Raw genomic sequence first — 13,428 nt, 5'->3', positions numbered from 1 at the left:
TACCGATTTGAGTGCATCTTTCACAAGGGTTCCATACGTAAGGCAATCGCCACTGGAGGAGCAGATGTAAGGATTAGCCGTACTCCTATGGTTTATCTGGATAAAAATTATATAAGGATGCTTGGGTCAATAAAAGATGCACTCAAATCGGTAGAGGAACTGGACAACCTTGTGAAAGTGATTCAAATAAAGGGGAAAGATAAATCCGTATCAGAGGAGACGATAGAGGCTATAGAAGGTGGATGTAATCTGCTGATGGTTGATACCGGGAACACTGCTGACCTAGACGAATGCCTAAGGACGCTTGAACATACTGGGAAGGGTGGAGAAGTGAAGGTAGCTTTCTCTGGTGGAATAAAGATAGTAGATATTCCAGAACTTTGCAGATACAAGATTGAAGCGCTGTGCATCGGGAAGGAAATTGTAGATGCATTATTACTTGATATGAAATTGGATGTATCTGCAGATATGAAGGGTGAATGAAATGGGAATAAATCTGCTGGAAAAAACAGAACTTTGGATAAACAATATTTTCTTATCGAATACTAACTTGACGGATATCGCAAATGAAACTGCAAAAGTATTTGGTATAGATTGCAGTAAGGTCCTTGTGGTTGATGTCCGACCGGAGCATATAACTTTGGATATCCTTGATAAGGATATACCTACAGAGAACATCATAGGAAAAGAGAAGGAGCTTCTCGATGCAATATCAAGGATTGACGGGGTTACTATAACAAACGAGACATACATACATTCAAATGGAATATTGGGCATGATATGCGCTAATACTGTGAATCCGGTAGAAATAAGCAAAAATGTGGATTCTATGGTACAGGAAATGAGAGAGAAGATTTCTAAAAGGGCTATAGTGTTCCCAACTGGTTTTGAGTTAAAGAAAAATATGATTGAAGATACGAATACTCCATATTTGAAAAGGGTTCTGGAGGAGAGAGGGTTCAATGTAACTGTAGGCGATATTATTGAGGATGATTTCGATGAGATGGTGTATAAGATATCGGATGCGGTCTCAAGGGCTTATGGACTGATAATAACTACAGGCGGTGTAGGTGCGGAAGATAAGGACAAGACAGTTGAGAGTGTACTAGAAATTGATCCAGCTGCTGCAACGCCATATATTGTGAAATTCAAACAAGGTACAGGCAGACATGTCAAGGATGGAGTAAGGATAGCAGTCGGAACAGTAGGGCCATCCATGATAGTATCTCTTCCTGGACCGAATGATGAAGTGAGAGTAGCAACAGAAGTTCTAATGAACGCTATAGAGTCAAATTATGATAAGAATACCACGGCTGGGCTTTTGGCAAATGCGTTAGCTGAAAAGATCGCTAATAAAAGATTCCATCATCATAAGTAATATACCGGTTCATCAGGACTGTGTATATAGATGACAAAAACCGGAAATTCAATTCACAAATAAAGGAGGAACAAGATGAAAAACATTACAATGCTTGCTGTTGTTGACGAAAATGTATGTACTGGATGCAAGATATGCGAAAAGGTATGTCCTGTGCTTACAATAAAAGTCGTCGACCGGAAAGCGAAGGTTGACAACGATGCATGCACAGGCTGCTGTAACTGTGAACAAAGATGCCCCTTTTATGCAATAAAAATGGTGAAACGTGATGAACCTATTCAAATTGGAGTAGATGTATCTAAGTATGACCAGGAAGAAATCAGGGAAATGTGCGAGAAAGCACATCTTAATCCCCAGCAGACTCTATGTTACTGCGTAGGTGTAAGAGCCGAAGAGGTTGCTGCCGCTCTGATAAGCGGGGCTAAGACTCCCGAAGAAGTCTCGGCAATGACCGGAATGCGTACAGGTTGTACAATAGAGTGCATTCAGCCGCTTCTTAGAATGGTTGAAGCAGCTGGGAATGAACTGGTTCCGATTAAAGGTGGCTGGCAGTGGTATGGTACAACTGCAACTGCCTGGACAATACCAGATAAAGTAAAGGAAAAATATGGCAGCAGAGGATTCTATTTTGAAGAGGATCGGATACTTCTTGATGAAATAGTTCATACAAAGAATAGCTAGGCCTTGAAGGAATTGAAAGGAGAGAATGATGGAGAATTTTTTACATGCACCAATCAGACCCATTGAGCCAAAGACGTCTCAGTATGGAATTGATCCTAAGCTTGTCAAAACAAGGATTTCCGAAATGCCAGGAATGGTATCAATCAAACTAAAGGAAATTTTCCCGGATTTGCCAGATACTATTTTCCCGTCAGAAAACAATGAAGAGGCGATAAAGGATGTATACAAGGCTGCAGTTGACTCGCTGAGACAGATTGATATGAGCAAGATCAAGCCTGAACATACAGTAAACATACTTGCATCCCATCATGGGTTCACGCTCTATGGTGGCCAGCCATATGCTGAGCTTCTAAAAGCAATCAAGGATGTTGTTACTGAAAAGACAGGGTGCACAAACATACGGCTAAGAGCTGGTGTTGGCATGAGATTCAGAGAGACTGAAGAATACATCAAGAGATACGGTCTGGATACATACTTCAATGGTAAAGCAATAGGAATGGCTCCAGTTGATGAAGGTATTCCCATTGAGACGGAAATTGGTACACTGTATGGTTTGAAAAAAGTATATGATGCAACTTGGATTATTCATGCACATCATACAGATGTACGTGAAGTCCACTTTCATAGACAGGTTGACAAGGCGGTCAAGCCTTTTGGTATGTCATATGCAAGAATTGAGACAAGAAGCACATATCACCAGAACTTAGGGCCTAGAGCAGCAAACTTCACTGCGAGAGCGATATTTGACTCGGAGTTTGTCCAGAGCAAATTTGCCTTTGCTTCCTTCCTGAACGTAGGACCTCATGGAATCATTGGGGTAGACTCTGATGCGGACCTTTATGCTTTAAATGACAGGGCTACATTCCTGGGTTGTCAGTACTACGGTAAAATAATGACACTGTTCGGTGAAATAGACGAGTGCATTGTTGCATTAGATTTTCCGTGCCCAGTACCTTATGTGTTCTCAGCAGGTGTCATTTATGGGAATTTTGTGAGTGCAAACACTGATTTGTATGATATGGAGACTCCATTGCCGGCATATACATGGTATACGGAGGCCTTCTATAACAAACATGAAAAACCTATGCTTGATAGCATTCCTCCGATGAATCCTGCGGTGAAGATCTGTGTTCATAACTACGCATGGCTCGGTTATCCGTCAGCATTTTTCTCAAGGCATATCCCGACACTTGTAGTAGGTCAGACACAAAGCGACCTGTTCGACACGGATCCGCTAAATCAGGATTATATGACATATGCAAGCGTTGTAAAATCAACAGAAGCCGCAATGAATTTTGCGTACAATGCATCAGGGACAGATAAGGTTCTGATATTCGACGGGGCAATGGCTGGAATGAATGTTAGCAAGTCATTGGCTGAATTCCTTATTGAAAAGGCTCCGCAGGTAAGTGAAAAAGTTGATAAGATACTTCTGCCAAAATGGCTAAAACAAAGAGGTGTGGATATTTCCATCCTGGAAAGGCTTAAATTGAAATAGTTCAAGATATGTTTGCACAAGCGAATGAGGGTGTCATTTCGGAAAAGATAACTCAGATGCCCTCATTGGTTTGCCAATATAAAAACACTGTAGCAGCCTGGATATGATCAAAGCTTTAAATTCCCAAGTTCGTTCTATCAACAGGTCAAATAAAATAAGAGGAGTAAAAGAATGAGCAGTGTAACAGCGGCATCCAACAAAAGAAGAATTATTGAGGAAGGACCAGGATTCAGATCCGGACTTAAAGACCTCAAGAAGTATCTGAGCTCAAAGTCTATAACCACAGGATTTGTAGCAGCTGTATTCGGATGTACAGGACCAGCACTTGTGACAATCAAAGCCAGCACAAGTGCTGGATATACAACTGAACAGACTGTGTCCTGGATATTTGGAATTTATGTTTTTGGTGGCTTGATAAGCCTTCTAATGGCCCTATATTACAAGCAGCCGATTGTTGGAGCATATTCTATACCAGGGGCATCGATGTTGGCGACATCGTTGCTTGGCTTTACCTTCAATGAGGCGGCAGGGGCTTTTATCATGGCAGGGCTAATTGTGCTTTTGCTGGGATTGTCCGGATTGATTGGTAAAGTAATGAAGTTCCTGCCTTTGCCTATAGTTATGGGGATGATAGGCGGAGTCATGCTTAGGTTTGGTACAGGAATCGTGACAGCAACTGTAGCATTACCTGTAGTTTGTGGCGCAGCAATTGCCGGGTTTTTTATTACACCTAAGCTAGGGAAAAAGATTTCACCGATACTTGGAGCAATGCTTTTTGCAATAATAGCAATCATGCTGACTGGTGGATTGGATACAACAGGTCTTGATTTCAAATACATACCACCTCAGTTTGTAGCACCGAAATTCAATGTTGCTACGATACTTTCAGTATCAGTGCCGCTTGCAGCGCTTGTAGTTGGTGCTGAGAATGCACAGGCAATAGGCGTCCTATTTGGGCAAGGATATAAGCCGCCAATAAACGCTATGACCGTGATAAGCGGAATTGGTGGGATGCTTTCTGGATTAGTAGGTGCCCATAATGCGAATATCGCTGGTCCTATGACGGCTATCTGTTCGAGCGAAGAAGCTGGCGAGGATAAAGCAGGAAGATATGCAGCATCAGTAGCAAACGGAATCTTCTTTATGTCATTCGGATTGGTAGCAAGTTTTGCAATCAGTGTGATCAAGATAATACCAGCACCGTTAGTAAGTGTCCTCGCAGGACTTGCAATGATCAGCGTTCTGATAGGTTCATTCAAGGATGGATTTGGAACTGGCAAGTACAAGACTGGAGCATTTGCAGCGCTAATAGTTGGTGTAAGCGGAGTAACATTCTTCAGCATCGGAGCAGCATTCTGGGCTCTTGTTGTTGGCATAGTAGTATCTCTCATTGCAGACAGGCGTGATTTTCAATCTGATAATTAAAGTAGTTGAATAACCTTTAAGTGGCATTGGAGGATAAGATGAACGAAGTAGTAAGGGGCAGAATTTCGAGACTTAAATCGGAGCTGGATGTCCTAGGGTTAGACGCAGCTGTAATAATGGACAGAGAAAACATCATATATTTCTCAATGCTTACAGATATAGAAGCAGGTTCAATTATTATCCCGCGAGTAGGTGATCCAGTATTCATATGTCTGTGGCTTGATGCAAGGCATGTCAGAGAAGTTTCAGGGATGAATGTGATTCCATATTTCTTCCCTGAGGAGAACGTAAGCAAGAAGACAGCTGATGTGATAAACGGGCTGGGCATAGATAGTCCAAGACTTGGCTTCACGAGGTACTTCATATCATTGAAGGATTTCCAGTGCCTTAGGGACTATGTAAATGGTGTGTATTTTGGTGATATTGCAGAAACGTGCTATAAGATACGTTCGATTAAGGATGAGAATGAAGTTGCTTTGATTTCGAAGGCTTCCGAATTTTGCAAAGCCGGTATGGAGGCTGCCATAAGCTTTGTGAAACCGGGAGTCAGAGAGACTGATGTGCTTGCCGAAGCAGAATATGCAATGAGGAAAGCTGGATCAGAGGGACCTTCGTTCAGGATGCAAGTCCTTAGACATTACAGGCAGCAACTTGTACATCCATATGCTGGGGAGTACTATCTAAATGACAACGAACCGGTAGTCATTCATCTTGGAGCAACCTATAAGGGCTACACTTCAAAAATGTGCAGGACTGTTTTTCTTGGCAATGTAAAAACAGAAACAAAAAAAATATACGATGTACTGACACGAGCGCAAGAGCTGGCAATAGAAGCCGCGAAACCGGGGGCTACAGCCGGTGAGGTCTATGAGGCGGCTTATAAGGTAGTACATGACAATGGTTATGCAAAATTATTTCTTCCGACAATAGGGTATGGAGTGGGTATTAGGCAGTCAGAATTTTATCCGATCATCAGTAAGGATTCTGGTCAGATTCTTCAGGAAAATATGGTCATTGATCTGCTTCTTCCGACCATATACCTTGCCAACGTAGGAGGGCCAAGGATAACTGACACTATTCTTATCAAGAAGGAAGGATGTATTAATCTTACTGGCAAAGATTAAATAGTGTGATTCAGGTGATTTCTCTGGCAGCATGAATTGTCAAAATCATGCTGCCGGGGAATTGTCATAAGTTTACTTCAATAGTCATACCATATAAATGGTTCTAGTATTATTCTGTTTTGACGTGAAGTTATTACGCAAATAAAATATGCTTATTTGCAAAATTTCCTATACATCCAGTGTGATGTTGTCTTCTTTACTAATTAAATTGACATGGAAATATATGGATCTATAGGGAATTTAGGCTCATCAATTTCAAAATATATTGCTTACTCATGCTATTCAAAGCGCAACTCATTTATGAGAAAGGGGAGGGTAAAATGCCAATAACAAAGGAATATACTTACGAAGAACTAGCCAATTTACTCAAACAGGCAGAGAGGACTTGCATACCAGTCAATGCGATATCAAAGGAAAATCCTGAAATAGAGATAGCTGATGCATATGCGGTACAGCTCTTAAATATCGGGAAAGAAGTAGCTGATGGGAGAAAAATAACAGGGAAAAAAATTGGATTGACTTCTCTAGCAATGCAAAATCTGCTTGGAGTCAACAGACCAGATTTTGGGCATCTTTTAGATACCATGGAAGTGAAAGATGAAGTGGTGGATAGGAAGAAACTTTTGCAGCCTAAGGTGGAAGGCGAACTTGCATTTGTTTTGAAGAAAGATCTTGCAGGACCTGGCGTGACATCGAAAGATGTGATTGAGGCTACTGATTATGTCGTTCCGTCAATTGAAATTGTTGACTCAAGAATTGCTAATTGGAAAATAAACATCATTGATACGGTGGCGGATAATGCATCATCAGGCATGTATGTTGTCGGCAAGGAGAGAATAGACCCAATGGAAACAGATCTCCTCTCAATTAAAATGAAGCTGTACAAGAATGGTGAGTACATAAATGGAGGAATTGGCAGCGACGTATTAGGGGATCCCGCAGAAGCTGTAGCTTGGCTTGCAAATACACTTTCAGAATTTGGTGTAAGTCTAAAAAAGGGAGAAGTAGTATTATCTGGTGCTTTCAGCGCAGCACTGGCGGCAGAAGCAGGTGATGAGTTCACAGCAGTGTATGAGAACATTGGAGAGGTTAAAGTAAAATTCGTGTAATAGGTACGAAGGAGAATAAGATGGAGAAAATTAAGGTAGGTATAATAGGTCCTGGGAACATTGGTTTGGACCTGTTGAATAAGATACAGAGAAGCCCATTGCTTGAAGTTGCTACAATAGTTGGAATTGCCGAATCTAAAGGAATCGAATACGCCAGGGAGAGGGGCATTGACGCTTCGGCAGAGGGAATCGGCCACCTCCTTGAAATCGAAGGTATAAAAATTGCTTTTGATTGCACCAGTGCCTCAGCACATCTTGTCAATGGGCCTCTTCTGAAGGACAAGGGGATTTTCACATTAGATCTTACACCTGCAGCGATTGGACCTTTTACCGTTCCTGCTGTCAATCTGACGGATGAGATGCTGGAACAACCAAACCTCAATATGGTTACCTGCGCAGGTCAGGCTACGACGCCTATTGTATACGCAATAAACCAGGCTGCTAATGTGAAGTATGCCGAGGTAATTTCTTCAATAAGTTCAAAAAGTGCAGGTCCTGGAACTAGGGCCAATATCGATGAATTTACAGTCACAACTAAGAAAGCACTGATGGACGTAGGTGGAGCGGATAATGCAAAGGTAATAATCGTGCTTAACCCGGCAGAACCTCCAATATATATGAGGAATACAATCTATACGATCGTGGAGAATCCGGACATCGATGCCATAAAGAAATCAGTGGATAGCATGGTTGAACAAATCAAGGAATATGTACCTGGTTACAGGTATCTACTCGAACCGATTATACAGAACAATATCGTAACCACAATGATAGAGGTGGAGGGACTGGGAGATTATCTTCCGGTTTACTCAGGCAACCTTGATATAATCACTGCAGCTGCAGTGCATACAGCAGAGAAGTATGCTGGAAAGTTAATGGGAGGTGCAAAATAATGGCTAGAATATATCTGACTGATACAACCCTAAGGGATGGAAGCCATACCGTTTCCCATCAATTTTCTCCTGATGACGTTACTAAGGTAGCAAAAGCACTCGATGATGCCGGAATAGACCTGATTGAAATCGGACATGGTGATGGACTTACAGGATCAACAATAAACTACGGATTCTCAGACTACAAGGAGCTGGATGTGATCAGGGCAGCCGCCGGGGTTGTAAAGAGAGCGAAAGTTACAGTTCTTCTGATTCCCGGGATTGGATCTGTTGAAGATCTTGAGGAAGCTGTACATGCAGGAGCAACGGCAGTCAGAGTGGCTACACATGTGACTGAAGCTGATGTTGCTGAGCAGCACATCAAGGCTGCCAAGAAGATGGGCCTCTGGACTGTAGGTTTCCTTATGATGGCGCATATGGCTGATGCTGAGAGAGTGCTGCAGGAAGCGAAGAAGATGGAAAGCTACGGAGCTGATGTGGTCTATTGCACTGATTCGGCAGGTGCAATGCTTCCAGCTGATGTAACCGAGAAGATCAGCCTCCTTAAGGCAAATCTATCAATTCCAATAGGATTCCACAGCCACAACAACCTGGGACTTGCAATCGCCAACAGTGTTGCAGCAGTTGATGCCGGTGCCACATATATCGACGGTTCACTCTCAGGGCTTGGAGCAGGAGCCGGAAACACTCCAACAGATACATTGGTAGCTGTCTTTAACAGGATGGGTCTGGAGCATGGAGCTGACCTATATAAGACAATGGACGCGAGTACTGAAGCATTAGCGCCGGTACTTCTGGCTAAGGGAGTAACTGCACAGACTAACCTGGATGCACTTATTTGTGGTTATGCCGGGGTGTATTCAAGCTTTATGCTGCATGCCAGAAGAGCTGCTGTTCGATTCGGTGTGGACTTAAGAGACATACTTATTGAGTTAGGCAGAAGGCGAGCGGTTGGTGGCCAAGAAGACTGGATAATCGAAGTAGCAAACGAAATTGCTCAGAATAAAGTTAAATAGAATATATATGGCATAATCAGGTTAAGTAAATCGCGTTAAGTTTTGCTATGATTGCCGAGGCTTTTATTTATACTTGATTGGAAGGGATATCATGGGGAAAAAGACACTTTATATTGAGTGTAATTCTGGAATTGATGAAAGAATGTTAATTGCGGCATTACTTAACCTAGGCATAAGTGAGGATTTGCTAAGACCTGTAATTGACAGCACTGGATTAGAAGGGTTTGTAATAGAGGTTGGGAAGAAGAGCCTGAATGGTTCAATATCTAATTTCTTCGAAATAACTAAAGAATCTGAATGCGGGGTTGAGAATGCTAGTTCTCGTAAAATTGTGACTAATGAGGTCTACAACATTATCAGTAGAACCGATATATCAGATACCGCAAAGAGGATTTCCATTAATGCTGTTAATGCTATATCGAAAGCAAATACAGAAATATGCCATTCAGACATCGAGGGATCAGAAAATGATGGCATCATACTCGATAAGGACATTCTGACAATAATTGCGGCAGCTTTTTGTATAGATCAGCTGAACGTCGATGATGTAATTCTTTCCGAGATAAGCGAAGGAATTGGAACTGTAACGCACAAAGGCAATATTGTTTCAATACCATCACCAATGATTGCAAGAATGCTGATCAATAGTCAGCTTTCAGTCAAATTTGTTGATGTAGCTGAAGAAATGCTATCTCTGGTTGGGACTTCAATTCTTTCATCGCTAACCCAGAAACAAAGAGTTCCGGATAGCTGCAGGATATTAAGTCTAGGAATAGGCTCAGAAAAAAAAGAAAGCACAAGACACATGAGAGCTATGATAATTGAAGAAGATGAGCCGCAGGTAAACAACGAGACTTGGATATTGGAAACAAACATTGATGATTCCACTGGTGAAAGCCTGGCTTTCACAATGGAAAAACTGCTTGAAAGCGGAGCAAGAGATGTGTTTTTCACACCGATTTTCATGAAAAAGAACAGGCCAGCGTACAAGCTTTCTGTTACATGTCGTGGTGATTATGTCAAAAAAATGGAATCAATAATATTTAAAAATACTACGACGATAGGCATCAAGAAATATAGGATAGAAAAGACAGTCTTAGAATATTCGATAATCAATGTAGATACCAGATTTGGTTCAGTCAGAGTAAAAGTTAGTTCTCATGAAGACATAAAATGCTATTCACCAGAATTTGAGGACATTAAAACAATATGTAACATTTCAGGTAAGGGCTTCAAGGAAATTTCAGAAGCAGTTGACCAGGCAATTTATGAATGCTTCAAAATAAGGAATTGAACAATATAAAAATATCCGTATCAAGGGAATCTGTCTTTCCTGGTACGGTTATTTTTTCGGGTTATTTGTTAAATAATTAACTTGAGAGTATAATGGTCATATGATTTGATTTGGAGGCGCACACATGAGACTGCTTGATTTTTCAGAAGCGAACTGCAAGAACTGCTACAAATGCGTAAGGGGCTGCCCTGTAAAGGCCATAAGGTTCAGGGGCAGTCAGGCTGAAATAGATGAACAGAGGTGCATAGCCTGCGGAAAGTGTTTTGTTATCTGCCCGCAGAATGCGAGGAACATCGTAAGCGATACCATGAAGGTAAAGCAGGCTATCGCCGCTGGCAAACCGGTGAAAGCCCTTATCGCTCCTTCCTTTGCCGGCTTCTACAGGAACAGGGGGGGATTCCTTACAGCGCTGAGGAAGCTTGGTTTCTGTGAGATAATAGAGGTTGCAGCCGGGGCGGAGATGGTGACCGACAGGTACAGGCACTTCATGGAAGAGAACGATCCCAAGTATGCCATATCAAGCTGCTGTCCTACAGTCTACATGTACATGAGAAGATACACCCCGACTACCGCTGAATATCTGATGCCTGTCGTGTCACCGATGCTCGCTGCAGGAAAGGCATTGAAAAGGGATGACGGGGGTTGCTTTACAGTATTCATAGGACCGTGCCTGAGCAAGAAATGCGAGATGGTGTCCTATGGTAACGAAGGCATAATTGATGCGGTGCTGACCCTTGAGGAGATATCCCACATTTTCTCTGAGGAAGGGCTTGATCCTGAAATCCTTGATCCATCGGTACCTGATGTGACTGCTGGAAAACGGGGAAGAAGATATCCTGTCGCAGGTGGAATAGCAGAGGGCCTTTCCGGAACAATTGACAGGATGGGCTATGATGTCATAAAGGTGGAAGGTATGACAGAAATCAGGGAGGTACTTAAGGAAATTGAGGATGGCATCCTGGATAAGGCATACATCGAACTTTCGGCCTGTTCTGAGTCCTGTATAGGAGGGCCGTGCGTACCGGAGAATCCTCTTCCTGTTTTCGCAAGAAAGCAGAATGTAAAGAGGTTTTCGGTCAGTGGATGGGAGTCTGAAGGAAGGACACTTTTCGATGGGGAAATAGACATTAGCGGCACATACGCACCAACGCCGATAGCATCCAGGGAATATCCTGAGTCAGAGATAGCGGCTACACTCGCCAGGATGGGCAAGTTCTCAAAGGGGGACGAGCTCAACTGCAGCGCATGCGGATATAACTCGTGCAGGGACAAGGCGAAGGCTGTGCTTGAAGGGATGTCAGAAGTTGAGATGTGCCTGCCGTTCATGAGGACAAAAGCTGAGCACATGTCAGACATCATATTCAGCAATTCACCGAACTATATTTTCCTGCTTGATGAGGAGCTGTGCATCCATCAGATGAATCCTTCAGCAGAGATTGTTTTCGGAAGACGTATAGATGAGGTAAGGGGCTTCCCAATAAGCTATGTTGCCGATGATGCCGTGTTCGAAGCGGTTGCTAAATCAAAAAGGAGCAACCTTAACAAAAGGACAGTATATGACGAATACGGGATCGTAGTGGTTCAGAGTACCGTGTTCCTTGACAGCTCAAACCAGCTTCTCATAATCATGTCTGACATAACAGATGAAGAAAAAAGGCGTGATGAGCTTCAGTCCATGAAGGAAAGGACACTAAAGATCGCACAGAAGGTAATTGACAGGCAGATGACTGCAGCGCACGAGATTGCAAGCCTTCTCGGAGAGACTACAGCTGAGACAAAGATAGCCTTGGACAAGCTTAAGGACCTGGTCCTCATGGAGGGTGAGTAGATGGGGTTCTTTCTTGACACGGCTTACAGGAGCCTTAAGAAGCACGGCGAGGAGCTGTGCGGAGACCAGGTAGCAATGGAGAGGGTCGGGGACAGGCTGATAATTGTGATGTCCGACGGTCTGGGAAGCGGAGTGAAGGCCAACATACTGGCAACACTTACTGCAAGGATCGCAGTCACCATGCTGAAGGAAGGGGCAAGCCTCGAGGAGACTGTGGATACCATAGCAAGGACTCTCCCGGTCTGTTCTGTGAGGAATCTAGCCTATTCAACATTCACTGTTATAGAAGCATATGAGGATGGAAGAATACACACAGTCGAATTTGATAATCCAGCATATATACTTACAAGGAGAACCGAGTCTTTAATTCCTGAGAAGACCCTGAGCAAGATAGCAGGCAAGTCCATCCGGGAATCAGATTTCAAAATGGATGATGGCGACTTCCTTACGGTAGTAAGCGATGGAGTGCTTTACGCCAGTCAGGGGATGATCCTCGACCAGGGGTGGGGATGGGAGGATGTCAGGGATTTTCTGAAGGATAGTGCACATACCGAAAAAAGCGCCAGTGCTCTGGCGCTTCAGCTCAGCGTTTTCTGTAATGTCCTCTATGACCTTAAGCCGGGTGATGATGCAACAGTCCTGACTTTAGCTGTGAGAAAGAAAGAAGGCCTTACAATTTTCACAGGACCTCCACTTAGATTAGAGGACGACAAAAGGCTTGCGGATGCCTTCGTGAAGTCATCAGGAAAGGTTGCAGTATCTGGCGGAAGTACGGCAGCAATAATTGCACGCGAGACAGGAAGGGAAATAGAGGCTGAAATATGTGACGTAAGTGAACCGGTACCACCGACTTCAAGGCTTGAAGGCGCTGACCTCGTTACCGAGGGGGCCCTGACTCTGGCGCGGACCGCAGATCTCCTTGAGGAATTCCTTGCTCCGACAGATGATGACATCTTCCTCAAGCTTCGGAAAAGGAATGGGGCTGCAAGGCTTGCAAGGATGATAATTGACTCCACTGACCTTACTATATGGCTCGGAAGCGCTGTGAATCTTGCTAATACTGACACCCATCTGAGGTCCGTGGATGTCATGAGGATATTGGAGGCAGCTAAATCACTTGGAAGAAATACAAAGCTCGTGATGATATAGGAACAGCCGGCACCAAAATGCCGGCTGTTCCCA

Annotated in this window: 12 protein-coding genes; all 12 read left to right on the top strand. The window is 43.3% G+C overall.

Translation table 11 applies throughout. The annotated features are described in order from the left end of the window. Positions 1-483: beta/alpha barrel domain-containing protein (locus T472_RS05635; protein ID WP_500691687.1), on the top strand; the 483-nt coding region annotated here is incomplete at its 5' end. Position 484: 1 nt separating this feature from the next. Beyond that, on the top strand, positions 485-1,378 hold the full coding sequence (locus tag T472_RS05630) for a molybdopterin-binding protein (RefSeq protein ID WP_023383382.1): 894 nt from the start codon (positions 485-487) through the stop codon (positions 1,376-1,378). A 75-nt stretch (positions 1,379-1,453) separates the two neighbouring features. Further along, positions 1,454-2,059, top strand: a complete 606-nt coding sequence (locus tag T472_RS05625; protein ID WP_023383383.1) for a 4Fe-4S binding protein — start codon at positions 1,454-1,456, stop codon at positions 2,057-2,059. 25 nt (positions 2,060-2,084) lie between these two features. Next, positions 2,085-3,557, top strand: coding sequence for a hypothetical protein (locus T472_RS05620; RefSeq protein WP_201781752.1), 1,473 nt, complete (start codon positions 2,085-2,087; stop codon positions 3,555-3,557). Positions 3,558-3,728: 171 nt separating this feature from the next. Continuing rightward, entirely contained in the window at positions 3,729-4,982 is a 1,254-nt protein-coding gene (locus T472_RS05615; protein WP_023383385.1) for a benzoate/H(+) symporter BenE family transporter, read from the top strand. Between the two features lie 38 nt (positions 4,983-5,020). After that, the gene (locus T472_RS05610; RefSeq protein ID WP_023383386.1) at positions 5,021-6,106 is read left to right on the top strand and encodes a M24 family metallopeptidase; all 1,086 of its coding nucleotides are present in this window, start codon (positions 5,021-5,023) and stop codon (positions 6,104-6,106) included. Positions 6,107-6,426: 320 nt separating this feature from the next. Continuing rightward, a complete protein-coding gene (locus T472_RS05605) occupies positions 6,427-7,215 on the top strand; it encodes a 2-keto-4-pentenoate hydratase (protein WP_023383387.1) in 789 nt (262 codons plus the stop codon). A 20-nt stretch (positions 7,216-7,235) separates the two neighbouring features. Next, positions 7,236-8,108 carry an acetaldehyde dehydrogenase (acetylating) gene (locus tag T472_RS05600; protein WP_023383388.1) on the top strand — a complete coding sequence of 291 codons (873 nt, stop codon included), beginning with the start codon at positions 7,236-7,238 and terminating at the stop codon, positions 8,106-8,108. Next, positions 8,108-9,124, top strand: coding sequence for a 4-hydroxy-2-oxovalerate aldolase (dmpG, locus tag T472_RS05595; RefSeq protein WP_023383389.1), 1,017 nt, complete (start codon positions 8,108-8,110; stop codon positions 9,122-9,124). Before T472_RS05600 ends, dmpG begins: the two co-directional genes overlap by 1 nt. A 91-nt stretch (positions 9,125-9,215) precedes the next feature. Continuing rightward, complete coding sequence (larC2, locus tag T472_RS05590; protein ID WP_023383390.1) at positions 9,216-10,418, top strand: nickel pincer cofactor biosynthesis protein LarC2; 1,203 nt, start codon at positions 9,216-9,218, stop codon at positions 10,416-10,418. 124 nt (positions 10,419-10,542) lie between these two features. Beyond that, positions 10,543-12,246 (top strand): [Fe-Fe] hydrogenase large subunit C-terminal domain-containing protein, encoded by a 1,704-nt coding sequence (locus T472_RS05585; RefSeq protein WP_023383391.1) that lies wholly within the window; start codon positions 10,543-10,545, stop codon positions 12,244-12,246. Then, positions 12,247-13,395, top strand: coding sequence for a SpoIIE family protein phosphatase (locus tag T472_RS05580; protein WP_023383392.1), 1,149 nt, complete (start codon positions 12,247-12,249; stop codon positions 13,393-13,395). It abuts the gene before it with no gap. Positions 13,396-13,428 lie beyond the last annotated feature (33 nt).

Source organism: Youngiibacter fragilis 232.1 (assembly GCF_000495435.3).
GTDB classification, from domain to species: Bacteria; Bacillota; Clostridia; order Clostridiales; family Clostridiaceae; genus Youngiibacter; species Youngiibacter fragilis.
Note: the sequence above shows the minus strand (reverse complement) of the source record. Positions and strands in the feature narration are given on the sequence as shown.